Genomic DNA, 23,700 nt, shown 5'->3' with positions numbered 1-23,700 from the left:
GACCTCCGCGCGGTCGCGCTGGAGGAGGTCGCGGCGGTCGTCCTGCTCTCCGAGGCCCCTCCCCAGCCGGCGCCGACCCCGGCGCGGGGGACTCGGGGAGCGGACTGCCCTGGATCCTGCGGGCAGCGGTCCGGAGGCTCGGGCTGCGGCCTCCGCCGCTGCTGCGGCGCACGCGGGCGGGCCGCCCCTACCTGGCGCATCCGGACGGCGTCCCGTGGGAGATCGACTTCAACATCTCGCACAGCGGCGGCCTCGTCGGCATCGGGCTCGGCGCGGGCGGACGGGTCGGGCTGGACGTCCAGGAGCCGCCCGCGCGCGGATGGGAGCGCATCGGGCGGCGCTGGCTGCATCCCGGCGAGTGGGAGCGGATCGAGGCGCTGCCGCCGGACGCCGGGCGCGCCGCGTTCACGCGGGCGTGGGCGGTGCGGGAGGCGCGGTGCAAGGCGACGGGGCGCGGCCTGGCCGGGTTCCGCTCACCGACGGCCCTCCCGACGGCCCTCCCGGCGGCGGACGGCGGGCGGCTGGACGGGGTGAGCTGGCGCGAGCTTCCCCTGCCGGGCGGGTACGCGGGCGCGCTCGCCTGGGCGGGACGGGACGGCCGCGAATGGCTCGGCCGCCCGGTGGTCGTCGGCTGGGAGGAACGATGCACGAGATGACGCGGCCCGCGGACGCGGGGGCGGAGGCCGGGGCGGTGCGCGGCGACCTGCTGTCCTGCTACAGCACCGCGACCGCCGGGCTCCTGCGGTCGTTCGGCGTCCCGGACGTGCTGGTCTTCGGCACGCAGCTCTTCCTGGCCGTACGGCGCTCGGGCGATCTGATGGAGTTCCTCCACTACCACACGCCCCTGACCGGCGACGGCGACCTGTACCGCGTCGATCTCGAACGGCGCGGCGCGGCGGAGCCGGAGGCGGCGGCCGAGGCGATCGCCCGGCACGCGCGGGAAGCGGGCGCGGCGATCGTCACGGGCCGTACGACGCACCTGCCCTGGATCGAGACCGGGAACGGCGTGGAGCCCGCGCCGCACTGGTTCCTGGTCACGCCCGGCGAGCCGGGGACGCTGCTGGTCGACGACCGGTTCCGGTGGACCGACGACGCCGGGACGCATCCGGGCTTCGTCGGGACCGTGCCCGCGCCCCGCGTCGGGCCGTTCGCGTGGTCGCCGCTCCCGGTGAGCGCCGAGCAGGCCAGCCGCGAGCGGTGGGCGCTCGGCGACCGCAGGGAACGCCCGCCGTGGTCGGACGAGCGGCCGTGGCAGTGGCTGGAGGCGGGCGGCCGCGTGCCGCCCGGGGCGGGCGCGGCGGAGTTCGCCGCCGCCATGCTCGCCCGCACGGCGGACGCGCGGATCGTCGACCCGCACGTCGCCGCGCACGGCTGGGCGGCGGGCCGCGCCGCGTTCGACGCGCTGCACGACTGGCTGGAGAACGGCCTGGCGGACCCGGCGAGGTACCGGCACAACAACGACTTCTGGGTCGCCGCCCGCAACCGGAAGATGGTCGCGGCGTCGCTCCGCCACGCGCGCCTCCCGGGCCGGGACGGCGGCGGCCTCACCGAGCTGGGCGACTGGGCGGCGGAACGGCTCGTCCCGTCGTGGACGGCGCTCGTGCGGGCCCTGCACTACAACGCGCGCCGCGTCGCCGCCGGGGGCGCGCCCCGTCCCGGCGTGCTCGACTCCCTGCGCGCCATCGCGGACCTGGAGGACGGTTTCCGGCAGCGCCTCGGCGGCCTGCTCTAGCGTTCGGCCCCCTCGGCGGCCTGCTCTAGCGTTCGGCCCCCTCGGCGGCCTGCTCTAGCGTTCGGCGCGGTACTCGGCGCGGTACTGCGCCATGAGGTCCAGCAGGCCCTGGGGGCGTCGGGGCGGAAGCACATCACGAGGCTCGTCGCGGACTCGGCGGCGGCGGCCTCGCTGCGCGGGAACAGCGCCTCCTCGTAGACGGCCAGCGCGGTCTCGGGGTCGCCGGGATGGGCGGCGAGGGCCGAGGCCAGCTCGGCGCCGTCGAGCATCGCCAGGTTGGCGCCCTCGCCCGCGAGCGGCGACATCAGGTGGGCGGCGTCGCCGACCAGCGTCACGCCGGGCAGGCGGGGCCAGCGGTGCCCGACCGGCAGGGCGTGGACGGGCCGCGGCGTGATCGGGCCGTCGGCTCCGGCGACGAGGGCCCGCAGCCGCTCGTCCCAGCCGTCGAAGTGCTCCAGCAGCGCGGCCTTGGCCGCGGCGGTGTCGGTGAAGTCGACCGCGCCCGACGCCGCCCACTCGGCGGGCGTCTTCAGCGCGACGTAGACGTGGAGCCGCCCGCGGCCGTCGCGCTGGGCGATGAGGCCCTTCTCCTCCGCGAGCGCGAACATCACGCCGTTGCCGACGAGCTCGGCGCACTCGGGGTGGCGGGCGTCGGCGTCGTGCAGCCGCGTCTCGGCGAACGAGATGCCCGAGTAGACGGGCGCGGCGTTCGAGACCAGGGGCCGCACCTTCGACCAGGCCCCGTCGGCGCCGATCAGCAGGTCGGTGGTGAACGACTCGCCGCCCGCGAGCGTCACCCCGTAGCGGCCGGCGTCGAGCGGGACGGCCGCGGTGACCTCGGCGCCCCACCGCACCGCGCCCGGGGGCAGCGAGGCCAGCAGCAGGTCGCGCAGGTCGTCCGGGTCGACCTCGGGCCGGTCGCCGTCGCCGCCGTCCTCCATCCGGACGCCGGCATGCTGGTCGAGGACGCGCATCGCCTCGCCGCCGGGCCGGACGATCCGCCGGAGCTCCTCGGACAGCCCGGCGACGCGCAGCGCGGTCTGGCCCGACTCCTCGCGCAGGTCGAGCATGCCGCCCCGGGGGCGGGCGTCCGGCGACGGGTCGGCGTCGCAGAGGACCGCCTCGATGCCGTTGCGGTGCAGGACGGCGGCGAGCGTGAGCCCGCCGAGGCCCGCACCGACCACGGTGACCGGCTGGTGTGCTGGCATGGCGTCCCCCCGGAGTTCCAGCGCGACTACGCTCAGCAATTCTACGATCACCGCCCGCGGGCCCGGCGGCCAGCGTCCGGGCGCGGGCGGCCGGGACGGCACGGACCGGCCGCAAGCGGCATTCTTGCTGGTCAAACGGGTAGGCGAGCCGGTATGGACTTCGGATACACGCTCTTGTGCGAGCAGACGCCGCCCAAACAGCTGGTCAGCGACCTGGTCGAGGCGGAGCGCATCGGATTCGACTATTCGGTCATTTCAGACCACTACTTCCCGTGGCTGGAGGTGCAGGGGCACTCGGCGTACGCCTGGTCGGTCCTCGGCGCGCTGGCGCAGGCCACCGAGCGGATCCCGCTGATGACGTTCGTGACCTGCCCGATCATGCGCTACCACCCGGCCGTGGTGGCGCAGAAGGCGGCGACCATGGGGGTGCTGTCGGACGGCCGGTTCACCCTCGGCCTCGGCGCCGGCGAGAACCTCAACGAGCACGTGATCGGCAAGGGCTGGCCGTCGGCGGACGTCCGGCACGAGATGTTCGCCGAGGCCGTCGAGATCATCAAGAAGCTGTTCGGGGGCGGCTACGTCCACTACCGGGGCGGCACTACACCGTCGACTCCGCCAAGCTCTACGACCTGCCCGCCGAGCCCGTGCCGATCGGCATGGCGGCCTTCGGGGCCCGCGCGGGCGCGCTCGCGGCCGAGCACGCCGACGCGCTCGTCTCCGACCAGCCGGTCGGCGACGTGGTCGAGCTGTTCAACCAGCGGACGGGCGGCGGAAAGCCCGTCTACGGCCAGATCCCGGTGTCCTACGGCGCCGACTACGACGAGGCCGTCCAGAACGCCTACCGGCTCTGGAAGCACGGCACCACCGGCTGGAAGGTGATGGCCGAGCTGCCCGGCCCGGTCAACTTCGAGGCGAGCGCCAAGACCGCGCGGCCCGAGGACGTCGCCGAGGCGGTGCCCTGCGGGAACGACATCGACCACTACCTGGCGACCGTGCAGCAGTGGGCGGACGCCGGGTTCACGCACATGTCGTTCCTCCAGATCGGGGCGGACCGGCAGGAGCGGTTCCGCGACTGGGCGCGGGCGGAGCTGCTGCCCGCCCTCCGGGAGCGCTTCGGCTGACCCGCCGCCGGGGCACGGGGCGACAGCCCGCCCGCCGGTTCTCGGCAACTTGTGACCAGCGCGGTCCCGGCGGGCCGGACGGCCGCGGCCGCGACGTACGCTGGCCACTGTCGACCCCGCCCGCCGGTCGCGCCCCGACGGGCCGGCGGACGGCCGCTCACCTCCGACCCTAGGACGTGACGTGGAAGAACTCGTGGGTTTCCTCGGCCTCGGCGTGATGGGCCAGCCCATGGCGCTCAACCTGGCCCGTTCCGGCACGCCGCTCGTGGTCTGGAACCGCACCGCCGCGAAGGCCGCCCCGCTGCGCGCGGCCGGGGCGCAGGTCGCGGCGGCGCCGTCGGACGTGCCGGAGCGCGCCCGGATCGTGATCATGATGCTGGCGGGCGGCGAGGCGATCGACGAGGCGCTGGACCGGCGCGGCCCCGGGTTCGGGGCGAACGTCGCGGGCCGCACGATCGTGCACATGGGCACGACCTCGCCCGGCTACTCGCGCGGCCTGTGCGCCGACGTCCGCGCGGCGGGCGGGCGCTACGTCGAGGCGCCCGTCTCCGGCTCGCGGGTCCCGGCGGAGCAGGGGCGGCTCGTCGCGATGCTGGCCGGGGACGGCCCCGACGTGGACGAGGTCCGCCCGCTGCTGCGGCCGATGTGCCACGAGACGTTCGCCTGCGGGCCCGTCCCGAACGCGCTGCTCATGAAGCTGTCGGTCAACCTGTTCCTGATCACGACGGTCACCGGGCTCGCGGAGGCGTTCCACTTCGCCGACCGGCACGGCCTGGACCGGCGGCTGTTCCTGGACGTGCTCGACGCGGGCCCGATGGCGAGCGGCGTGTCCCGGATGAAGGCCCCCAAGCTCCTGGACCGCGACTTCGCCGTGCAGGCCGCGGCCCTGGACGTGCTGCGCAACAACCGGCTGATCGCCGACGCCGCCAGGGACGCCGGGCTCGCCTCGCCCCTGCTCGACGTGTGCCACGCGCTTTTCCGCGAGACCGTCGCCCTCGGGCATGAGCAGGCCGACATGGTGGCCGTGCTCAACGCGCTGGAGGCCCGCACCGACGGCGGGCCGCCCGCCTGAGCCCGCCCCCGCTCCCGCGCGCCGTCCGCCCGTCAGGTGCGGCGCTGGAAGCCGCGCACGGCCAGGGCGGCGGCCGCGAGCCCCACGGCGCCGCTGATCGCGAGGGCCGTGAGCGCGTCGGCGAGGGCGGGCTCGCCGAGCGCGAGCCCGCGGGTGGCCTCGATCCCGTACGTGACGGGGTTGACCCGGACGACCGCTTGCAGCCACCCGGGCAGCCCGTCCGCCGGGACGAACGCGTTGGACGCGAAGATGAGCGGGAACGTCGCGAGCCCCGCGACGCCCTGCACGATCTCGGCGCTGCGGATCCAGCAGGCGATCGCGATGAAGATCCAGCCGAGGCAGCACGAGACGGCGAGCGCGACGGCCGCCGCGGCGAGCGCGCCCGGCACGCCCCCGCCGGGCCGGAAGCCGAGCAGCGCCGCGGACAGGGCGAGCAGGATGAGCTGCTGGATGGCGCAGCGGATGGCGTCGGCGAGGCTGCGGGCGAGCAGCACCGAGCCGGGCCGGACCGGCATCGAGCGGAACCGCGCGATGATGCCGTTGCCCATCTCCTGGGTGAGGCCGACCGCGGTGTTGAACGCGGCCTGCATCGCCGACGTCACCATGATCGCCGGGACGAGGAAGTCGATGTAGCGCACGTCGCGCGGGAAGCCGGGCGCCCTGGCGACGCCGCCGAAGAGCTGGCTGAACGTCGCCAGCATCAGCAGCGGCCCGAGCATGCTCGCCACGACCAGGCGCGGGTCCAGGACCAGCGCGCGCAGCGACCGGCCGGTGAGCACGCCGAGCTGCGTCGCGAGGCCCGCCTCGCGGCTCCCCTCCCCGCGGGCCGGGCGGGCGCGCGGGGCGCGGTGAGCGTCATGGCGTCCCGCCCTCTCGGTCGGGCCGGCGGGCCGGGCCCGCCAGCGACAGGTACACGTCGTCGAGCGTCGGGGACGCGACGGCCAGCTCGTAGGCGTCGGCGGCCTCGGCGTCCAGCGCGCGGGCGATCCGCGCGAGGTCGCGCGGCCCGGTCATCGGCACGGCGAGGACGCCGCGCCGCGGGTCGTACTCGGGGGCGAGGCCGTGCCCGCGCAGCTCCCGGACGATCGCGGGCACGGCGTCCGGCGCGGACAGCGTCGCGGTCGCGGTGCGCCCGCCGAGACGCGCCTTCAGCGCGGCCGGGGCGCCCTCGGCGACGACCCGTCCGCCCGCGAGCACGGCGATCGTGTCGGCGAGCCGGTCGGCCTCGTCCAGGTACTGGGTGGTGAGCACGACCGTCGTCCCGTCCCGGACCAGGCCCTCGACGGTCGTCCAGGCGGCGAGCCGAGCGGCCGGGTCCAGGCCGGTGGTCGGCTCGTCCAGGAACAGCACGTCGGGACGCCCGGTCATGCTCGCCGCGAGGTCGAGCCGCCGCCGCATCCCCCCGGAGTACGTGCGGACGGGGCGGTCGGCCGACTCGGCGAGGCCGAACAGCTCCAGCAGCTCGGCCGCGCGCCGCCGCGCGCCGCGGCGTCCCGCGCCGAACAGCCGCGCGACGAGCACGAGGTTGTCGCGGCCGGAGATCTGCTCGTCCAGCGCCGCGTACTGGCCGGTCAGCGCGATCCTGCGGCGGACGCCGCGGGCCTGCCGGACGACGTCGAGCCCGGCGACGCGGGCGGTGCCCGCGGTGGGGCGGCAGAGGGTGGCGAGCACGTTGACGAGGGTGGTCTTGCCCGCGCCGTTGTGGCCGAGCAGGCCGAGCACCGTCCCGCGCGGCACGGCGAGCGTCACCCCGTCCAGGGCCTGGACGGAGCCGAACCGCTTGCCGATCCCGTCGGCCTCGATCGCGTTGTCCCCCGGCGCGGCGCGGGCGGTCGCCTGGTCTCCCATCGCGTTCAGCCCGCGTCCCGCGCCGCCGGGCGGAGCAGCCGCCGCATGAGCGCCGCGACGATCCGGTCGTACCAGCGCGTGAACCCCCACGCGCCGAGCGCGCCCGCGGCGAGGGCGGCGACGGCCTCGGCGGGACGGCCCGCCGGGACGGACGCCCCGAGGGCCGCGCCGGGCACGGCGGCGCACAGGAGCAGCACGTTCCGGACGATCATCGCCTGGCCCATCACCGAGCCCTTCGACCCGAAGCAGCGGCACTCGGCGAAGACGCCGCCGCGCACGGCCCGTACGACGATCCCGACGAACAGCGCCAGCAGCGCGGCGGCGAGCGCGAACCCCGCGCGGACCGTGGCGGGCAGCGCGAGCAGCACCACGGCGGCGCCCTCCCCCGCGACGACGGCCAGGCCCGCCGGGGCCGCGACCCGTTCGGGCAGGATCGCGAGCTGCCGGATCGACGTCACGAACCCCTTGAAGCCCGACGCGCTGCGCGCCTTGCCCGCGAACGCCACGGCGAACACGGTCAGGACCAGCGCCCGGCAGAACAGCAGCGGATAGTCAGCCATCGCTCCTCCGGCGGACGTCGCGTGCGCGGACGGCCATGGTGGTCGCGAACGCGCGGATGTCGTCGCGTTCCCCGACGGGATCGCCGCCGACCTCCACCCACGCGTGCGCGCGGAACGGCTCCATGCGCACGCCCGTGCACCAGTCGGGCCACGCGCCGCCCGCCCGGCACAGCAGCGCGGTCGCGAGGGACCGTTGCAGGCAGCCCTGCCCCGCGCACTGCACGCTGACGGTCACGACCGCCTGCCGCGCGGCGAGCGCCTCCCCGGCGGTCGCGGGCCGCGCGCCGCGCCGCAGCGCGCACAGCACCGCGCGCAGGCGGCGCGGCGGGAGCCGCATCAGCAGGCGCGCCGCGCCGACGGCGACGAGGGCGCCCGCGCGCCGCAGCCTCGGGACCCGCGCGGACGGTTCGAGGGCGACCGGCATCGTCATGAGGTCATCACCCTCGCCTCGCGCAGCGACCGCACGAACGCGTCGACGTCGGCGGCGACCCGGTCGGCGGAGCCGGGGTGCCGCTCGCGCAGGGCGGTCGCGGCGTCCTCGGCGGTCGCGCCGTCCAGCATCAGCCGGACGACGGCCGCGCCGGTCGGGTTCAGGGTCCAGTAGCGGCCGGTGCGCTGGTCGAGCAGCACCATGCCGTGCTCGGTCTCGGTCATCGTCACGTCGGGCGACAGGGGCATCGGTACTCCTCCGGTTCGCGGGCGGGAACGGCCGGCGCGGTCAGCCCGCCGGGACGGGCCGCGGGCGCGGGCCGGGGCGCGGGGCCCCGGCGGCGCGCAGCCACGTCTCGCAGGCGAACGTGCTGATCAGCGGCATCAGGGTGAAGGACGAGGGCGGGAGCGCCTCCAGGGTCGAGCGGAGCGCGGCGGCGTCCACCAGCCCGAGCCGGGCGAGGCGCATGTCGTCGCCGCACAGGCCGAGCAGCTCGGCGCGGTGGCGGCGCAGGCTGTGGTACGCCTCCGCGCTGTACTCCGACTTGGTCGAACGGCCGAGGACCGGCTCCGGGACGATCCCGCGCATCGCCGCCGTCAGCGCGGGCTTGTAGCGGTCGGGCATCGTGACGTCCTCGAACCGGACGGCGAGCGCGGCCTCGACGACCCGGTCGTCCACGAACGGCGCGTGCCAGCGCACGCCCGCCCCGGACGTCAGCCGGTCCACGCGGCGCAGCGTGTCGCCGCACAGCCGCGCGTCCTGGAGCGCGGCGTGCTGGCCGCGCACCGGCGCGAGCGGCTCGACGCCGGACGCCCCGGCGCGCCGGAACAGGCGCCGCGCCGAGGCGACGGCGTCGGCGGTCGCCCACGGCGGGAGCCGGTAGCCGATCCCCCAGCCGAACGCGGGCGCGCCGCCGGTCTCACGCAGCGGGTCGGTCAGGGTCTCGGCGGACGCGGCGAGCCACTGCCCGAACGACTCGCCGCTCAGCAGCGCCCGCACGGTCGGGGCCAGCCGCCACCGGTACATGGCCCGGTAGGCGCGCAGGTACCGGACCGCGCCTGCGCGGCGCGTGCGCAGCAGCGTGTGCAGGTTGAGCGGGTTGCCGAGGAACAGCTCGTCGCCGCCGTGCCCGGTGAGGTGCGCCGCCGAGCCAGCGGCGGCGACCCGTCCGGCCATGTGGAGGAGGCGGGCGCGGGTGCGAATCCACGCGAACGGGCCCTCGATGTCGGGGCCGCCGGGCCCGTCTTCGGCGATCCCGTCGAACCAGGTCGGCGCGGTGTCGCGGGAGAGCACGAGGTGCTCGGCGTCCGGGAGGTACGCGGCGGCGCGCCCGGCCCAGACGCGGTCCTCGTCGGCGGGGTCGGCGGCCTCCCAGCGGGTCGTGACGAGGCGTTCGGCCTCGCCGTCCGCGAGGAAGCAGAGGCTGGTGGAGTCCATGCCGCCGGACAGGTCCGCGCTGATCGTCCCGGCGCCCCGGGCCCGGACGGCGACCGCGTCGCGCAGCGCGTCCCGCACGCGGCGCGCGCCCTCCTCCAGGGGGACGTCCGGTGCGGGCGGGGTCCACCACCGGACGGGGCGTCCCGCACCGGCGGCGTCGAGGCGGAGGTAGCAGCCCGCGGGGACGGCGTCGAGGCCCGTCCACAGAGGGCGCTCGTTCAGCGGCCACGGCGCCCACGGCGCGACGAGCCTGCCCGCGATCAGCTCCTCGTCGAGGGACGCGCCGTCCATGCGCTCGACCAGGGCGGCCGGGACGTCCGAGGCGACGGTGACGCCGCCGAGGCGGGCGTGGAAGACCTGGCGGGCGGTGGAGATCGAGCCCTGCACCCGCACGTCGCCGCCGATGGACGCGATGAGGTGGAAGGCGCCCGCGAGCCGGGCGCACAGCGCGTCGAGGTCCCGTACGGAGCGCGCCGCCGCGAGCGCCTTCTCCAGCTCGTTCCGGCTGGCGGACGCGGGACCGATGAGCACGGCGCGGTTGCGTCCGGCGGCGGCGTGCAGGAGGGGCTCAGCGGCCGGGCCGCGGACGATCCACGGCCTGCCGGAGGCGTGCTCGACGACCTCGCGGGCGTACGGGCCGTCCGTTCCGGCCGCACCGCCGAAAGCGTCCGCGGCGGCCGCGCCCGCGGGCGTGTCCGGAAAGACGAGAAAACCCACCGCTGCTTCCATCCCTTCTCTCCCGCCTTTCTTCCACGCTCTTTCCCGAGCCGTTGTTCCGCACCGGCCGCGCCGGCGCCGGAATGCACCGGCACCGGCACGGCCGTTTTTTCGAGCTGACAGGCCGCCCTATCTCAGCAGAGCATGACGCACGACCAGTCGGCCTCGAACCCCCAGTTGGGGCGGCCGAGCGTGACCTCGGAGAACGCACCGGCCTCGGACAGCGTGGGCGGCTCGTAAGCCGCGACCTGCTCCAGCATGAAGACACCTTCCTGGGCGTCGGGGAGGATCCCGGATGGATCCCCTCGCTGCATGTCCGAACCTAGGACGCCGCCCATTGCACTTACCTTGCACTTGCCTTGCAGGTCGCTTTCACGGGGGTCCCGGCGTATTGAAAGCACCTGCTCGGGGGGCGAGTATCGGTGCGTTCAGAAAAAGGGCAGACGAAGGGATCCGGCGATGACCGTTCTTTCCATTCTCGACACCGCGCCGGTGTGGCGCGGCTCGTCCCCCGCGCGGGCGCTGCGCGAGTCCCTGCGGACCGCGGTGGAGGCCGAGCGCATGGGCTACCACCGGTACTGGGCCGCCGAGCACCACAACGCGCCGTTCATCGCGAGCTGCGCCCCGCCGGTGCTCGTCGCGCAGCTCGCCGCCGCCACGTCGCGGCTGCGGGTCGGCTCGGGCGGCGTCATGCTGCCGAACCACCCGCCGCTCGTCGTCGCCGAGCAGTTCGGCACGCTCGCCGCGCTGAACCCCGGCCGCGTCGACCTCGGCGTGGGCCGCTCGCCCGGCACCGACATGACCACGGCGCGGGCGCTGCGGCGGGTGAGCAGCCCGCCCGGGTCCGAGGCGTACCGCGACCAGGTCCGCGAGCTCGCCCGCTACCTCGACCCGCGGCCGGACGACCACGTCGTCGCGGTCCCGGCCGCGGACGGCGACGGCGACGGACCCGACCTCTGGCTGCTCGGGTCGAGCCCCGACAGCGGGCGGTTCGCCGGGGAGCTGGGCGTGCCGTTCGCGTTCGCCCACCACGTCCGGCCGGAGAACGCGGCGCCCGCCCTGCGCGCCTACCGGGAGGCGTTCCGCCCCTCGGCCGCCCGCCCGGAGCCGAGGACGCTCATCGCCTGCTCGGTCATCGTCGCCGACACCGCCGAACGCGCCGCGTGGCTCGCCGGCCCCACCAGGGTGATCGTCGCGCAGTCGCTCCAGGGCACCCGGAACGGGCCGAACCTCACCCCCGAGGAGGCCGCGGCGATCCGCTGGACGGACGCGGAGGAGGCGGTGCTCAGGTCGAGCACGGCGCACCACGTCGTCGGCGACCCGGACGGCGCCCGGGACAGGCTCGAAGCCGTCCTCGCGGACACCGGCGCGGACGAGCTGATGGTCCTCACGCTGGTCCACGACGTGGACGAGCGGCTGCGGTCGTACGAGCTGCTCGCCGAGGCCATGCGGGCGGAGCCCCCCGCCCTCGCGGGCGCGTCCGCACCGGCCGGCGCGGAAGCCAGGCGGCACGCCGGCGGGCGCTCCCGGGCCTACGCCGGGACGCGCGCGACGCCGGCCTGACCCGGCACCCGGCCCGGCGGCCCGATCCGGTCGTCGCGATCAGAGACCTGGTCCGGCGGCCCGATCCGGTCGTCGCGGGACGGACGCGCGCCCCGTCGCCGCGCGCTCGTCCCGCGACCGGTCACCGCGACCGGCGCCGTGGCCCGCACCACGGCGCGCCGTCGCGGCGCCCTACCGCGCGATGACCGCGCGGTCGTCCCTGAGGATCGCGACCTGGAGGCGGCGCAGTTCGAGGTCGGGGTCCACGCCGAACTCGTCCCGCAGCTGGGAGCTCACCTGCCGGTACGCCCTGAGCGCCTCGACCCGGCGCCCGGACCGGACCAGCGCCAGCATCAGCAGGCGCCAGAGCCGCTCGCGGAACGGGTAGCGGCCGGTCAGCGTCCGCAGCTCGGCCACGACCCCGTCGTTCTCGCCGAGCGCGAGTCCGGCCTCGCAGCGCCGCTCGACCGTGCGCAGGTACTCCTCGGTCAGCCGGGGGACCTCCTCCCGCTGGAGCGAGTCGGACCGGACGTTCGGCAGGACCGGCTCCTGCCACAGGTCGAGCGCCGCCTGGAGGGCGGCGGACCGCTCGGCGAGGTCCCCGTTCTCGCCCGCGGCCTCCGCCTCCCGCACGAGCTCGCGGTGGCGCAGCAGGTCCAGCGACTCCGGTCCGGCCTCCATGACGTACCCGCCCGACGACGTCGCGAGCAGCTCGGCGGCCCCCGGCCGCTGGCGGTCGAGCCACGTGCGCAGCCTCGACAGGCAGGAGTACAGGGCCCCCCGGGGCTGGTCGGGCAGCCGTTCGCCCCACAGGTGGTCGAGCAGCCGCTCGACCGGCACCACCTCCTTCGCGTTCAGCACCAAGGTGGCCAGCAGCACGCGCTGGCCGCCCCTCGGCAGTCCGGTCCGCCGCCCGTCGACGGTGGCCTCGAACGGTCCGAGCACCCTGAAGCACACCCCTTGCATGTCACTCCCCTGGTGATACGCAACCCCGATGCGGGCCCGTACGCGGCCCGCAAGGCCCCAGTGTGCGAGCCTCCGCACGGCTTGTCATGACCCCCGTTCGGGGGTCAACGATTCGCGCGGCCGCTGTGTCGGATGCTCACCGGGTGATATCAATGGGCGAACGGTTCAAGCCGAATACCGAGGATGAACGCGCAGCCCGATGGCCTTCACCCGCTCCCCCGGCGCCTGACATCCCTCGCCCTCAGGGGCACCGAGCCCTCCGACCGCGCTTTGGCCCGTTCCGTACTGCCCTTCGCCGTCGCGTTCCGCTGCGGCGGCGTGATCGCGGCCGCAGCGGCGGCGGCGATCGGCCCCGGCGCGGAGGTCTCCCGCGGCTGGCAGGCCGGGGTGCTCGGCGCGCTCGCGTGCTGGTCCGCGTTCTTCAGCGTCTCGGCGGTACGGCGCGGCATGACGTTCCCCCTCGTCGCGGCCGACGCCGCCGCCGTCTCCCTCGCGCTGCTCGCGCAGCCGAAGCTGATCCCCGCCGGCGCCGTCACCGACGAGACCACCTGGGGGATCATGCTCGCCGGCACCTCGGTGTGCGTCGCCCAGCTCGCGCTGCGGCCCCTCGGCGGGCTCCCGCTCGCGGCGCTGGTCATCGCCGCGTACGCGGCGGGCGCGCCGGTGCTGACGAGCGAGATCCGGGTGCTGGTCGCCCAGGCCGCGGTGGTCTGCGCCCTGATGGAGCTGCTGCGGCACGGCGGCCGGCAGGCCGACCGGGCCGCCCGCGAGCGCGACCGCGACCGCCAGCGGGCCCGGGTCGCCGCCGCGCGCCGCGCCGACGACCGGCACCAGCGCGCGCTGATGCACGACTCGGTGCTCACCGTCCTGTCGATGGTCGCCACGGCCGGCGGCGGCTCGGGCGGCCCGGCCCTGCGCCGCGGCGCCGCCCGCGCCCTCGACGTCCTCGCGGGCACGGAGGGGGCGGACGAGGCGTCCGCGCTCGCCGCCGCCGCGCCGTTCGCCGAGGGCGGCCAGGCCGACCTGCTGGAACGGCTCGACGCGTGCGCCGCCGCGGTCCCCGACGTCGTCGCCGACCGCGGCGGCCCGGCCGCGCCCGGCGCGCGCGGGGGCGACCCGCTGCTCGTGCCGGAGCCGGTCGCCGCCGCCCTCGCGGGCGCGGCGGGCGAGGCGCTGCGCAACGTCGCCCGGCACGCGGGCACCGGCCGCGCGTCGGTCCGCGCGGAGCGGCGCGACGGCGTCGTCGTGGTCGAGGTGTCCGACCGGGGGCGCGGCTTCGACCCGGCCGCCGTCCCGGCCGGACGGCAGGGCATCGGCCGTTCGATCTCCGACCGGATGGCGATGGTCGGCGGCGGCGCGGCCGTCCGGTCCCGGCCGGGCGCGGGCACCCGGGTCGTGCTGTGGTGGCCCCATGTCTGAGCCGCCCGGGTCCGAACCGCCGTCCGGGACGCCGGCGGCGGCGCCGTTCGTGCCGAGGTTCCACCGGGCGTTCGACGTCGCGGTGGTGAGCACGGTGGTGCTGTGGCAGGTCGTCGCGGCGGGCACGGCGCTGCTGGTCTACCTCCCGCACTTCCGCCCGCCGGCCGCGGCGGCGGCCGCCTGGGCGGCCCAGGTGCTGATCATCGCGGCGGGCGCGGCCGCGCTGCTGCGCGGCGGCCGGTCCCGGCGGGTCGCGTGGACGCTGACCGCCGCCGACCTCGCGGCCGGCGCCGCGGTCGCCGCGGCCTGCCCGGAGGCGCTGCTCCTCAAGATCGACTGGGGCTGGACCTCGACCGGGATGATCGCGGTGCTGCTCCTGCTGCGCCGCCCGGCGCGCGAGCTGGTCGCCGTGCTGCTCGCGAACGCGGGCGTCGTCCTCGCCGTCCTGTGCGCGGGCGACGCGCTCAGCAGGCACAACGTCGCGGGCGTGGTGACCCTGGTGTACGCGTCGGCGAGCGTCCAGCTCGCGCTGCTCGCGGGCGCGCGGGTCTTCCGCGACAGCGGCGGCCTGGCGGCGGACGCGGCGGCCGAGCAGTGGGAGATCGCCAACCGCGAGGCGGTCATCGCCGAGGTCGTCACCGCCCGCCGGGCCCGCTACCGGTCGGCGCGGACGGTCGTCGAGCCGCTGCTGCGCGGCCTCGCCGACGGCACCGCCGACCCGTCCGACCCGGAGCTGCGCCGCCGGTGCGCCGCCGCCGAGGCCGCGCTGCGGCACGTCCTGACCGAGCGCGAGGACGTCCCCGACCCGGTGATGCGGGCGCTGCGGCCCGGCATCGACGACGCCGTCCGGCGGGGCGTGGTGGTCGACGTCGCCTCCGTCGGCGACCCGCCGCGGCTGCCCGACCGGACCGGGACGGCGCTGTCGCGGGCGCCGCTGGCCGCGCTCGCGTCCACCCGCCGGTACGCGCGCGTCACCGTCGTGTCCACCGGGCCGGACGAGGTGAGCGTCTCGGTCCTCGGCGACGGCGAGCTGGCGCTGCCGCCGCGGGGGTCGGCGCGGGACGGCGTCACGCTCGTCACCGACCACGACGACGACCTGCACTGGGTGGAGGCCCGATGGCGGGAATCGTGACGGTCTCCGTCATCGACGACCACGACGTGGTCCTGTCGGGCGTCCGCGCCTGGATCGAGGACGACCCGCGCCCGATCGAGGTCGTGCAGACCGCCGCGAGCCTGGACGGCCTCGAACCCGCGGGCGACGTGCTGGTGGTGGACCTGCGGATCGGCGGGGAGCTGATGTTCGACCGCATCGCCGAGCTCGCCGCCGCCGGGCACCGCATCGTGGTGTTCTCCCAGCACACCGAGGCCGCCATCGTCCAGCGCGCCGAACGCGCGGGCGCCCGCGCCTACATCCGCAAGGAGTCCAACGAGGGCCAGCAGCACCTGGTCGAGGCCATCCTCGCCGTCGCGGAGGGCGGCACGTACACCACGCCGTCCGAGGCGGGGGCGATGCTCGCCACGTCGGGCCCGTGCCGTCCGAGCTTCTCCGAGCAGGAGCTGCGCACCATGCGGCTGTGGCTCGGCGGCCTCACCCGCGCCGCCGTCGCCCGGCAGATGGGCATCAGCGAGCACACCGTCAAGCAGTACCTCGAACGCGCCCGCGAGAAGTACTCCAGAGCGGGCCGCGAGGCCACCACCAGGATCACCCTCTACCGCGAAGCCCAACGCGACGGCATCCTCGACGACTAGGGCCTGTGACGACCAGGGCCTGTCCGGTGCGCCTTGCTCGCCGCGTGCGGCCTCCGTTCGGCGGGTCGTGGGGGTGAGCGGGAGGAAGGGGGCGGGCGGGTATCGTTCGGGCATGTCCCAACCGTGGGCGTTCGAGCGGCCGGGCCTGGCCCGGGTCCGGGCCTCGGGGCGGGCGCACCCGCAGGCGGCGGACGGGCTGCTGGCCCTCGCGGTGTACGGGTTCGCGCTGCTCGTGCCCGTGCTGTCCTCGGAGCACGACCTCCAGCGGCTCACCCTGCGCGGGGCGCTCGTCGGGGCCGTGGTCTGCGCGAGCCTGACGTTCCGGCGGCGGGCGCCGGTGGCGGTCCTCGCCGTCACCACGGCGGGCATGGCCGCTTACCTGGCGTCCGGCGGGATGAAGAGCCCGCTGATGCTCACCACCGACATCGCCCTCTACACCGTCGCGCTCACCGGGACGCGGCAGCGCGCCGTCGTCGCGGCCGTCGCGGTCGCGGCGGCGCTGGTGGCGACCGGCTGGGTGTTCGGCGTCGGGTTCTGGCTCGGCCCGGAGATCGTCGCGCTCGCGGCGCAGAGCGCGGGCGCGGCGGCGGCGGGCGACGCGGTCCGCAACCGGCGCGCCTACATCGCCGAGGTCGAGGAGCGCGCCCGGCGGGCCGAACGGACCCGGGAGGAGGAGGCGCGGCGGCGCGTCCTGGACGAGCGGCTGCGGATCGCCCGGGAGCTGCACGACGTCCTCGCCCACCACGTCGCGCTGATCAACGTGCAGGCGGGCGTCGCGGCGCACGTCCTGGAGACCGAGCCGCAGCAGGCGCGCGAGTCGCTCGCGCACATCCGGCGGGCCGCGCGGTCGTCGCTGGAGGAGGTGCGGACCACGATCGGGCTGCTGCGCCATCCGGGCACGCCCGACGAGCCGTCCGCCGAGCCGTCCCCGGGCCTGGACCGGCTGCCCGACCTGGTCGCCGGGTTCACCGCCGCCGGGCTGGTCATCGACCTCGACGTGACCGGGACGCCCGTGGACCTGCCGTCGGCGACCGACCTCACCGCCTACCGGATCGTCCAGGAGGCGCTGACGAACGCGAGCCGGCACGCGTCCCGCCCGTTCGCCGCCGTGCACCTCGACTACCGGCCGTACGCGCTCCAGGTCGTCGTCGGGAACCCGGCGGCGCCGTCGCCGCCCGCCGACTCCGGGCACGGCATCATCGGCATGCGCGAACGGGCGCTCGCGGTCGGCGGGGCCTTCGGCGCGGGGCACCGCGACGGCCGGTTCGAGGTCCGCGCGTCCCTGCCGCACCCGGGGGCGGGCGCGTGACGGTCCGCGTGGTGCTCGCCGACGACCAGGCCCTGGTCCGCGCCGGCTTCCGGGTGCTCGTCGACTCCGCGCCCGACCTGGAGGTCGTCGGCGAGGCCGCCGACGGGCGGGAGGCGGTCGAGCTCGCGCCGTCCGCCGACGTCGTCCTCATGGACGTGCGGATGCCCGGCTCGGACGGCCTGACCGCGACCCGGCGGATCACCTCCTCGCTGCCCGGCGTCCGGGTGCTCGTGCTCACCACGTTCGAGATCGACGAGTACGTGTTCGCGGCGCTGCGCAACGGGGCCAGCGGGTTCCTCGGCAAGGGCGTGGAACCCGTCGAGCTCCAGCAGGCCATCCGCCTCGTCGCGCGCGGCGAGGCGCTGCTGTCGCCGGTGGCGACCCGGACGCTGATCGCCCGGTTCCTGCGCGGCCCCGCCCAGGACGCCCTGGTCTCCGGCGAGCGGCTGGAGGCCCTCACCGGCCGCGAGCGCGAGATCATGATCATGGTGGCGGCCGGGCTGACCAACGACGACATCGCGGACCGCCTCGGGATCAGCCCGTCCACCGCCAAGACGCACGTGAACCGGACGCAGACCAAGCTCGGCGCGCACGACCGCGCCCAGCTCGTCATGATCGCGTACGAGACCGGCCTCGTCCGCCCCGCCGCCCGCTTCCCCGCCCCGGACGACCCCGCCCCGACCCGCTGACCCGCCCGCTGACCCGCCCGCGCCGCCCGCGCCGCCCGCCCCGTCCCGCAGGCGGGTCCCGTTCGGCGGGTCCGATGGCGTGCGGCGGTGGCGGGGGGTGCCGCTGGTAGGAGGGCGTGCGGGGACGGGTCGGCCGGGAGGCGTAGGGCGGGCGCCAGGTCTGCCCCGGCGGAGTAGCGGGGTACCGCGATCGCGGTAGCGGCAAGACCCTGCGGCAGGCGGACGGGACGGCGGGTGGCGGTCGAGCAGGCTGAGGGAGATCCCCGTCGTCCCCTCCCGGAGGAGCGCTCCGCCTTGTCCACTCTCGCCCACTGGTGCTACCGCCACCGGCTCCTCGTGGTACTGCTCTGGGTCGCCGCGCTCGTCGGCCTGGGCGTCGCCTCGACGGCCGCGGGCGCCAAGTCCGACAACGCCTTCTCGCTGCCCGGAACCGAGTCCACCAAGGCCATGGACCTGCTCGAACGGTCGATGCCCGCGCAGTCGGGCGCGAACGCGTCGGTGGTGTGGCGCAGCGACGGCGACGTCCGCTCCCCCGCCGTGAGGTCGAAGATGGCCGCCACGCTGGACCGGCTCTCCCACCTGCCCGGCGTCGCCGGAGTGACGAGCCCGTACTCCCGTCCCGGCGCGGGGCAGGTGAGCAAGGACGGGCACGTCGCCTACGCCGCGTTCACCTTCACGGCGCAGGCGCAGGAGCTGGAGAAGGCCGAGGTCCAGAAGTTCATCGACACGGCCGAGTCGGCGCGCGGGGACGGCCTGCGGGTCGAGCTCGGCGGCGACGCGATCGCGGAGGTGGAGCAGGCCGCGCCGTCGAGCAGCGAGCTGGTCGGCGTGGTCGCCGCCGCGATCGTGCTGTTCATCGCGTTCGGGTCGCTGTTCGCCATGCTGCTGCCGATCTTCACCGCGATCGCCGGGGTCGGCACCGGCCTGATGACCGTCACGCTGCTCACCCACGTGGTGAGCATCGGGGAGATCGGGCCGATCCTCGGCGCGCTGATCGGGCTCGGCGTCGGCATCGACTACGCGCTGTTCATCGTCACCCGGCACCGCGCCAACCTGAAGGCCGGCATGGACGTCGAGGCGTCCGTCGTGAACGCCGTGAACACCTCCGGACGGGCCGTCATCTTCGCCGGCGCCACCGTGGTGATCGCGCTGCTCGGCCTGTTCGTGCTCGGCATGAGCTTCCTGAACGGCATGGCGGTGGCGTCCGCGACCACCGTCGTCGCGACCGTCCTCGCGGCGGTCACGCTGCTGCCCGCGATGCTCGCGGTGATCGGCCGCCGCGCGCTCAGCCGCCGCGAGCGCCGGCGCCCCGCCGGCCCCCCGGCGCCCGGAGCCTGGGCGCGCTGGGCCGGCGTGGTGCAACGGCGTCCGAAGGCCCTGTCGGCGGTCTCGCTGGTGGTCATCGCGGTGCTGGCGGTGCCGGTGCTGTCGCTGCGGCTCGGGTCGTCCGACGCGGGCAACAACCCGGCCTCCAGCACGACCCGGCAGGCGTACGACCTGCTGGCGGACGGGTTCGGCCCCGGGTTCAACGGGCCGCTGCAACTGGTCGCCGAGACCCCGTCCAGCGCCGACCGGGGGGCGCTGGACGGGCTCGTCCGGACGCTGGCCGGGACCGAGGGCGTCGCGTCCGTCGCGCCCGTGCCCGCGAAGGCGGGGGCGCCGCTCGGCATCGTCCAGGTCTTCCCGACGACCTCGCCGCAGTCCAAGGAGACCGCCGACCTGATCGAGCGCCTGCGCGGCGACGTGATCCCGGCCGCCGAGAAGGGCACCGCGCTGCGGGTGCACGTCGGCGGCCAGACCGCGATCTTCGACGACTTCGCCGACGTGCTCACCGGCAAGCTGCCGCTGTTCCTCGCGGTGATCGTCGGGCTCGGGTTCCTGCTGCTGCTGATCGCGTTCCGCAGCCTGCTGGTGCCGCTCACCGCGGCGGTGATGAACGTGCTCGCCGCCGCCGCGTCGTTCGGCGTGGTCGTCGCGTTCTTCCAGTTCGGCTGGGGGTCCGAGCCGTTCGGGCTCGGCGCGGCCGGGCCGGTCGAGGCGTTCCTGCCGGTGATCATGCTGGCGATCCTGTTCGGGCTGTCCATGGACTACCAGGTGTTCCTGGTCAGCCGGATGCACGAGGAGTGGGTGCACGGCCGCGACAACCGGCGCGCGATCGTCGTCGGCCAGGCCGAGACGGGCCGGGTCATCACGGCCGCCGCCACCATCATGATCGCGGTGTTCGTCGCGTTCGTGTTCGGGGCGAGCGCGCCATCGCCGAGTTCGGCGTCGGCCTCGCCGCGGCCGTCGCCATCGACGCGTTCATCCTGCGGACGGTCCTCGTGCCCGCCGTGATGCACCTGTTCGGCAAGGCCAACTGGTGGCTGCCGCCATGGCTCGACCGCAGGCTCCCCCACCTGTCGGTGGAGGGCCCGGCCACCGAGCCCGAGCCCGAGCGCCGTCCCGAGCCCGTCGCCTCCTGAGCCCGTCGCCTCCTGAGCCCCGCTGCGGGGCCCCGCGTGCCGGGGCCCCGCAGCGGCGCCCGTCCTACCGTCCGACGGCGGTCAGCGGCTCGTCCAGGGCCTCGCGGAGGCGGGCGTACGTCGGGGCCAGCTCGCGCAGGATCCGGGCCGCGGCCGGACGGTCGTCGGCGACCAGCGGGTACTGGAGGCCGCCGACCAGCCGCGCCTGGACGGCGGCGATCCGCGCGGCGCCCGCGAGGCCGATGCCGGCGAGCAGAGCCGCGGCGTCCGCGAGCCGGTGCGCGCCGACGCGCACCGCGAAGTGCACCAGGTGCGCGCGAACATCCGGGTCCAGGCCCGCCTCGACCAGTTCGGCGAGGCGTTCGGCCGCGGCGGCGTTGGCGAGGGAGCCGTCGGGCGGGGCCGCGTCCGGGCCGTCGAGCCAGCGCCTCGCGTCCGCGACCGACCCCCGCAGCGCGGCCGGAACGCCCACGTCCCGCGCCCGCCTGAAATCCGTCCGCATGGTGAACGACTCCGCCGGATAGTCGATCGTGTCCGTACGCCAGGCGGCCACGAAATCGTCCATCGGCAGCGTCGCGTACGGATGGCCGTGCGGGTCGTGCATGAGCACGGTGTTCTTTTCAATACCCGTGACGACGAGAAAATGGTCCGCGCCGATGGCGCCGTTCGCCTCTGGTTGATGAAAAAGCAGCCCCATCTCGACCGGGCCGACGAGCACCGGCGCCTTCCGGGCCTCCTCGCGCAGCCTTTCCGCCGCTTCGTCGGCGGTCCCTCCGCCCGTCCGGCGGGAGTCCCACCCGAGCAGGCCGAGGGCGGCGTCGACGCCGATGCCCGGATCCCAGCCGAGGGGGTCGAAGTAGGGCGTGCGCCCCTGGTGGAGTTGCAGGCCGAACGGCGAGCCGGTCAGCACCTCGATGACCGAGGGCGGCGGCGCGCCGTCCCCCAGCACCATCGCCAGGGAATTCGCGTAGCAGTACGGGCCGGAGCCGATGTATCGGAGCGACATGCCCGGAGTCTGGCAGAATTCAAACCTATTTTCCACATCCATTTTCGCCCGCCCGAAATTAGCGGCCGGACGGAAATCGAGTGGCGGTCGCGGAACGCCGGTAGATCGTGTCGCGTGTGAGTTGCCACATATTCACCGTCCGGACCTGAACGCGGCGGGTGACCAAGCCCTATCCTGGTGTGAGCACCACGGTCAGCGCGGAACGGCACGCAACGCCGACGGAACGGGGAGCGTCACCACGTGACACGGAGCGGGAAGGCGCAACGTGCCGCGGCCCTCGTGGTCTTGGCGGTGTGCGGCTGCCTGCACCTCGTCCTCGGCGCGTCGCTCCAGAGCGCCGGCGCCGACGGCACGCCGGCCCCCGCGCTCGCCGGGAACCCGCCGACCGCCGTCGCCACCGAGCACGAGCGCGGATGCGAGCAGGAGCGCGCACCGCACGAGACGCCCGAGCGGGGCACGGTCGACGCGGCGCGCGAATGCCTCGTCCCGCGCTGGGCCAAGGCCCCCGTGGGCATGCCGCCGGCGACCGAGGTCGCGGCCACCGGCGAGAGCATCGCGCCCCGCCGCGCCACCGGTCTCGTGCACGCGGCCGGCAGACGGGCGGCAGGGAACGTTTCCGCCCTGCTCCAGGTCTTCCGCTGCTGAGCGGCCGCCGCTGCCGCGCCGTTCCCTGACGGACGTCCGGCAAGCCGCTCTCCCCTCCTTGTCCGGTTCCCGGCGGTGACGGCCGCCCGGCCCGCCGTCCACTCCATCGATGCGCCCCGCGAACGAAGCGTCGCGCGCCCCTGGAGGTGTTTCGCATGCCCTCATCCACCGGCCCCGCCCGGCCCTTCCGACATAGCCGCACGGGCGGCCCTGACCGTCCGCACCGTCCGCACGCTGTGATCGTCCCCGCTCTCACTCCCTGAACGAGGATCCGATGCTCCCCCAACTCGAACGGCCCCTGTCCTTCCCGCGGCGCGACGTCGCCGCGTCCCTCGTGGTGTTCCTGGTGGCGCTGCCCCTGTGCGTGGGCGTGGCGGTCGCCTCCGGCGTCCCGGCCGAGCTCGGCCTGGTCACCGGGATCGTCGGCGGGCTGGTGACCGGGCTGCTGCCCGGCAGCAGCCTCCAGGTCAGCGGCCCGGCGGCGGGCCTGACCGTGCTCGTGTACGACGCGGTCCAGCAGTACGGCGTCGCGGCGCTCGGCGTGCTGGTGCTCGCCTCGGGCGCGCTCCAGCTCGCGCTCGGCGCGCTGCGGATGGGCCGGTGGTTCCGGGCCATCTCGGTGGCGGTCGTCGAGGGCATGCTCGCCGGGATCGGCCTGACCATCATCGCCGGGCAGCTCTACGCGATGGCGGGCGCCGAGGCCCCCGGGTCCGGCGTCGCCAAGCTCGCCGGGCTGCCGGAGCTCGTCCTCGACGGGGCCGGCTCGGCGGAGGCGGTCGCGGCGTTCGCCCTCGGCGCCGGGACGATCGCCGTGCTCGCCGCGTGGCCGCGCCTGCCCGCGAAGGCGCGGCAGGTCCCGGGCCCGCTCGCGGCGGTCGCGCTGACGACCGCCGTCGCCCTGGCGTTCGACGCGCCCGTGGCGAAGCTGGAGGTGCGGGGCCTGCTCGGCGCCGTCCAGCCGCCCGGGATCGGCGACTTCGCGCGGCTCGCCGAGGTGGGCGTGCTCGGCACGGTGCTGGCGTTCGCGCTCATCTCGTCGGCGGAGACGCTGTTCAGCGCGGCGGCCGTCGACCGCATGCACGACGGCCCGCGCACCGACTACGACCGCGAGCTCATCGCGCAGGGCACCGGCAACGCCGTGTGCGGCGCGCTCGGCGCGCTGCCGATGACGGCGGTGATCGTGCGCAGCTCGGCCAACGTGCAGGCCGGCGCGCGCACGAAGGCGTCGCGGGTGCTGCACGGGCTCTGGCTGCTGCTGTTCGCCGCGCTGCTCCCGGCCGCGCTCGGGCTGATCCCGCTCGCCGTCCTCGCGGGCGTGCTCGTGCACGCGGGCTGGAAGCTGATCCCCACGTCGGGGCTGGCGCCGCTGTGGCGCGACCACCGCGGCGAGGCGCTGGTCCTGGTGGCCACCGCGGTGGCGGTGACCGCCCTCAACCTCTTCGAGGGCGTGCTCCTCGGGCTGCTGCTGGCCGTGGTGAAGACGGCGTGGGAGACCTCGCACGTCCACCTCGACGTCCACGACGAGGGGGGCGACGGGGACGCCGTACGGGTCGCGGTCGCGGGCAACGCCACGTTCCTGCGGCTGCCGCACCTGCTCGACCGGCTGGAGGCGCTCCCCCGCGACCGGCCGATCGAGCTCGACCTGTCGGGGCTGCGCCACCTCGACCACGCCTGCCGCACCGCCCTGACCACCTGGGCCGACCGCCGCGGCCGGACCGGCCCCGAACCCGTCGTCGTCGCCGCGGCCTCCCCGGCCCCGCCCGCGTGAGCGAGGAGGGGCGGCCCCGG

General features: G+C 76.1%; 24 protein-coding genes and 1 pseudogene. 15 read left to right on the top strand and 10 right to left on the bottom strand.

Features of this window, described 5'->3' with window-relative positions; all coding sequences use genetic code 11:
• The first annotated feature begins 104 nt into the window (after window positions 1-104).
• Complete coding sequence (locus GEV43_RS52020) at window positions 105-656, top strand: 4'-phosphopantetheinyl transferase superfamily protein (RefSeq protein ID WP_160826023.1); 552 nt, start codon at window positions 105-107, stop codon at window positions 654-656.
• Complete coding sequence (locus GEV43_RS35920) at window positions 644-1,732, top strand: hypothetical protein (RefSeq protein ID WP_160825226.1); 1,089 nt, start codon at window positions 644-646, stop codon at window positions 1,730-1,732. Before GEV43_RS52020 ends, GEV43_RS35920 begins: the two co-directional genes overlap by 13 nt.
• On the opposite strand, the gene GEV43_RS35915 is transcribed toward GEV43_RS35920, so the two are convergent.
• The gene (locus GEV43_RS35915; RefSeq protein ID WP_160825225.1) at window positions 1,729-2,940 is read right to left on the bottom strand and encodes an NAD(P)/FAD-dependent oxidoreductase; all 1,212 of its coding nucleotides are present in this window, start codon (window positions 2,938-2,940) and stop codon (window positions 1,729-1,731) included. The genes GEV43_RS35920 and GEV43_RS35915 overlap by 4 nt on opposite strands.
• A gap of 153 nt (window positions 2,941-3,093) precedes the next feature.
• Here GEV43_RS35915 and GEV43_RS55445 point away from each other — a divergent pair.
• The 3 genes and pseudogenes from GEV43_RS55445 to GEV43_RS35905 form a co-directional block, all read left to right on the top strand.
• A pseudogene (locus tag GEV43_RS55445) lies at window positions 3,094-3,486 on the top strand (TIGR03557 family F420-dependent LLM class oxidoreductase); the annotation flags it as partial.
• 98 nt (window positions 3,487-3,584) lie between these two features.
• Window positions 3,585-4,061, top strand: coding sequence for a hypothetical protein (locus tag GEV43_RS52015; RefSeq protein ID WP_309240257.1), 477 nt, complete (start codon window positions 3,585-3,587; stop codon window positions 4,059-4,061).
• A 181-nt stretch (window positions 4,062-4,242) separates the two neighbouring features.
• Window positions 4,243-5,133, top strand: coding sequence for an NAD(P)-dependent oxidoreductase (locus tag GEV43_RS35905; protein WP_160825224.1), 891 nt, complete (start codon window positions 4,243-4,245; stop codon window positions 5,131-5,133).
• 32 nt (window positions 5,134-5,165) lie between these two features.
• Here the strand turns inward: GEV43_RS35905 and GEV43_RS35900 are convergent, their stop codons facing one another.
• From GEV43_RS35900 to GEV43_RS35870, 7 genes are all read right to left on the bottom strand, one after another.
• Window positions 5,166-5,912 carry an ABC transporter permease gene (locus tag GEV43_RS35900; RefSeq protein WP_160825223.1) on the bottom strand — a complete coding sequence of 249 codons (747 nt, stop codon included), beginning with the start codon at window positions 5,910-5,912 and terminating at the stop codon, window positions 5,166-5,168.
• Between the two features lie 76 nt (window positions 5,913-5,988).
• The gene (locus GEV43_RS35895) at window positions 5,989-6,981 is read right to left on the bottom strand and encodes an ATP-binding cassette domain-containing protein (protein ID WP_160825222.1); all 993 of its coding nucleotides are present in this window, start codon (window positions 6,979-6,981) and stop codon (window positions 5,989-5,991) included.
• Window positions 6,982-6,986: 5 nt separating this feature from the next.
• Window positions 6,987-7,541, bottom strand: a complete 555-nt coding sequence (locus tag GEV43_RS35890) for a MauE/DoxX family redox-associated membrane protein (protein ID WP_160825221.1) — start codon at window positions 7,539-7,541, stop codon at window positions 6,987-6,989.
• Window positions 7,534-7,971 carry a lasso peptide biosynthesis B2 protein gene (locus GEV43_RS35885; protein ID WP_160825220.1) on the bottom strand — a complete coding sequence of 146 codons (438 nt, stop codon included), beginning with the start codon at window positions 7,969-7,971 and terminating at the stop codon, window positions 7,534-7,536. Before GEV43_RS35885 ends, GEV43_RS35890 begins: the two co-directional genes overlap by 8 nt.
• Entirely contained in the window at window positions 7,968-8,219 is a 252-nt protein-coding gene (locus tag GEV43_RS35880) for a lasso peptide biosynthesis PqqD family chaperone (protein WP_160825219.1), read from the bottom strand. Before GEV43_RS35880 ends, GEV43_RS35885 begins: the two co-directional genes overlap by 4 nt.
• Window positions 8,220-8,259: 40 nt before the next feature.
• Window positions 8,260-10,125: an asparagine synthase-related protein gene (locus tag GEV43_RS35875; RefSeq protein ID WP_160825218.1), complete on the bottom strand. Its 1,866-nt coding sequence runs from the start codon at window positions 10,123-10,125 to the stop codon at window positions 8,260-8,262.
• Window positions 10,126-10,259: 134 nt separating this feature from the next.
• Window positions 10,260-10,385 (bottom strand): lasso RiPP family leader peptide-containing protein, encoded by a 126-nt coding sequence (locus tag GEV43_RS35870; RefSeq protein ID WP_160825217.1) that lies wholly within the window; start codon window positions 10,383-10,385, stop codon window positions 10,260-10,262.
• A gap of 199 nt (window positions 10,386-10,584) precedes the next feature.
• Here GEV43_RS35870 and GEV43_RS35865 point away from each other — a divergent pair, with 199 nt between their 5' ends.
• Entirely contained in the window at window positions 10,585-11,688 is a 1,104-nt protein-coding gene (locus GEV43_RS35865; protein ID WP_160825216.1) for an LLM class flavin-dependent oxidoreductase, read from the top strand.
• A 171-nt stretch (window positions 11,689-11,859) separates the two neighbouring features.
• Here GEV43_RS35865 and GEV43_RS35860 read toward each other — a convergent pair whose 3' ends face one another.
• Window positions 11,860-12,612 carry an AfsR/SARP family transcriptional regulator gene (locus GEV43_RS35860; RefSeq protein ID WP_160825215.1) on the bottom strand — a complete coding sequence of 251 codons (753 nt, stop codon included), beginning with the start codon at window positions 12,610-12,612 and terminating at the stop codon, window positions 11,860-11,862.
• A 291-nt stretch (window positions 12,613-12,903) separates the two neighbouring features.
• Between GEV43_RS35860 and GEV43_RS35855 the strand changes: the two genes are divergently transcribed.
• From GEV43_RS35855 to GEV43_RS48550, 7 genes are all read left to right on the top strand, one after another.
• The gene (locus tag GEV43_RS35855; protein ID WP_160825214.1) at window positions 12,904-14,052 is read left to right on the top strand and encodes a sensor histidine kinase; all 1,149 of its coding nucleotides are present in this window, start codon (window positions 12,904-12,906) and stop codon (window positions 14,050-14,052) included.
• A complete protein-coding gene (locus tag GEV43_RS35850; RefSeq protein WP_160825213.1) occupies window positions 14,045-15,184 on the top strand; it encodes a hypothetical protein in 1,140 nt (379 codons plus the stop codon). The genes GEV43_RS35855 and GEV43_RS35850 overlap by 8 nt, the downstream gene beginning before the upstream one ends.
• Complete coding sequence (locus GEV43_RS35845; RefSeq protein ID WP_160825212.1) at window positions 15,169-15,801, top strand: response regulator transcription factor; 633 nt, start codon at window positions 15,169-15,171, stop codon at window positions 15,799-15,801. Before GEV43_RS35850 ends, GEV43_RS35845 begins: the two co-directional genes overlap by 16 nt.
• A gap of 112 nt (window positions 15,802-15,913) precedes the next feature.
• Complete coding sequence (locus GEV43_RS35840; protein ID WP_160825211.1) at window positions 15,914-17,110, top strand: sensor histidine kinase; 1,197 nt, start codon at window positions 15,914-15,916, stop codon at window positions 17,108-17,110.
• Complete coding sequence (locus GEV43_RS35835) at window positions 17,107-17,799, top strand: response regulator transcription factor (protein ID WP_160825210.1); 693 nt, start codon at window positions 17,107-17,109, stop codon at window positions 17,797-17,799. Before GEV43_RS35840 ends, GEV43_RS35835 begins: the two co-directional genes overlap by 4 nt.
• A 294-nt stretch (window positions 17,800-18,093) precedes the next feature.
• The gene (locus GEV43_RS35830) at window positions 18,094-20,133 is read left to right on the top strand and encodes an MMPL family transporter (protein ID WP_206681552.1); all 2,040 of its coding nucleotides are present in this window, start codon (window positions 18,094-18,096) and stop codon (window positions 20,131-20,133) included.
• Entirely contained in the window at window positions 20,121-20,261 is a 141-nt protein-coding gene (locus tag GEV43_RS48550; RefSeq protein WP_206681551.1) for a hypothetical protein, read from the top strand. Before GEV43_RS35830 ends, GEV43_RS48550 begins: the two co-directional genes overlap by 13 nt.
• Before the next feature lie 64 nt (window positions 20,262-20,325).
• On the opposite strand, the gene GEV43_RS35825 is transcribed toward GEV43_RS48550, so the two are convergent.
• Window positions 20,326-21,267 carry a hypothetical protein gene (locus tag GEV43_RS35825; protein ID WP_160825209.1) on the bottom strand — a complete coding sequence of 314 codons (942 nt, stop codon included), beginning with the start codon at window positions 21,265-21,267 and terminating at the stop codon, window positions 20,326-20,328.
• A gap of 240 nt (window positions 21,268-21,507) precedes the next feature.
• Here GEV43_RS35825 and GEV43_RS35820 point away from each other — a divergent pair, with 240 nt between their 5' ends.
• Together GEV43_RS35820 and GEV43_RS35815 are read left to right on the top strand one after the other, a co-directional pair.
• Window positions 21,508-21,912 (top strand): hypothetical protein, encoded by a 405-nt coding sequence (locus GEV43_RS35820; RefSeq protein ID WP_160825208.1) that lies wholly within the window; start codon window positions 21,508-21,510, stop codon window positions 21,910-21,912.
• A gap of 274 nt (window positions 21,913-22,186) precedes the next feature.
• Window positions 22,187-23,680 (top strand): SulP family inorganic anion transporter, encoded by a 1,494-nt coding sequence (locus GEV43_RS35815; protein ID WP_160825207.1) that lies wholly within the window; start codon window positions 22,187-22,189, stop codon window positions 23,678-23,680.
• Window positions 23,681-23,700 lie beyond the last annotated feature (20 nt).

It is taken from the genome of Actinomadura sp. J1-007 (assembly GCF_009793335.1).
Lineage (GTDB): Bacteria > Actinomycetota > Actinomycetes > Streptosporangiales > Streptosporangiaceae > Spirillospora > Spirillospora yumaensis.
This window is presented reverse-complemented; position numbering and strand designations above follow the sequence as displayed.

Coding starts and splice junctions, on each gene's coding strand:
- GEV43_RS35850 (WP_160825213.1), top strand. CDS start 14,045: ATGTCTGAGCCGCCCGGGTCCGAACCGCCGTCCGGGACGCCGGCGGCG.
- GEV43_RS35815 (WP_160825207.1), top strand. CDS start 22,187: ATGCTCCCCCAACTCGAACGGCCCCTGTCCTTCCCGCGGCGCGACGTC.
- GEV43_RS35915 (WP_160825225.1), bottom strand. CDS start 2,940: ATGCCAGCACACCAGCCGGTCACCGTGGTCGGTGCGGGCCTCGGCGGG.
- GEV43_RS35890 (WP_160825221.1), bottom strand. CDS start 7,541: ATGGCTGACTATCCGCTGCTGTTCTGCCGGGCGCTGGTCCTGACCGTG.
- GEV43_RS35880 (WP_160825219.1), bottom strand. CDS start 8,219: ATGCCCCTGTCGCCCGACGTGACGATGACCGAGACCGAGCACGGCATG.
- GEV43_RS35825 (WP_160825209.1), bottom strand. CDS start 21,267: ATGTCGCTCCGATACATCGGCTCCGGCCCGTACTGCTACGCGAATTCC.
- GEV43_RS35895 (WP_160825222.1), bottom strand. CDS start 6,981: ATGGGAGACCAGGCGACCGCCCGCGCCGCGCCGGGGGACAACGCGATC.
- GEV43_RS35845 (WP_160825212.1), top strand. CDS start 15,169: ATGGCGGGAATCGTGACGGTCTCCGTCATCGACGACCACGACGTGGTC.
- GEV43_RS35920 (WP_160825226.1), top strand. CDS start 644: ATGCACGAGATGACGCGGCCCGCGGACGCGGGGGCGGAGGCCGGGGCG.
- GEV43_RS35840 (WP_160825211.1), top strand. CDS start 15,914: ATGTCCCAACCGTGGGCGTTCGAGCGGCCGGGCCTGGCCCGGGTCCGG.
- GEV43_RS35865 (WP_160825216.1), top strand. CDS start 10,585: ATGACCGTTCTTTCCATTCTCGACACCGCGCCGGTGTGGCGCGGCTCG.
- GEV43_RS35870 (WP_160825217.1), bottom strand. CDS start 10,385: ATGCTGGAGCAGGTCGCGGCTTACGAGCCGCCCACGCTGTCCGAGGCC.
- GEV43_RS35885 (WP_160825220.1), bottom strand. CDS start 7,971: ATGACGATGCCGGTCGCCCTCGAACCGTCCGCGCGGGTCCCGAGGCTG.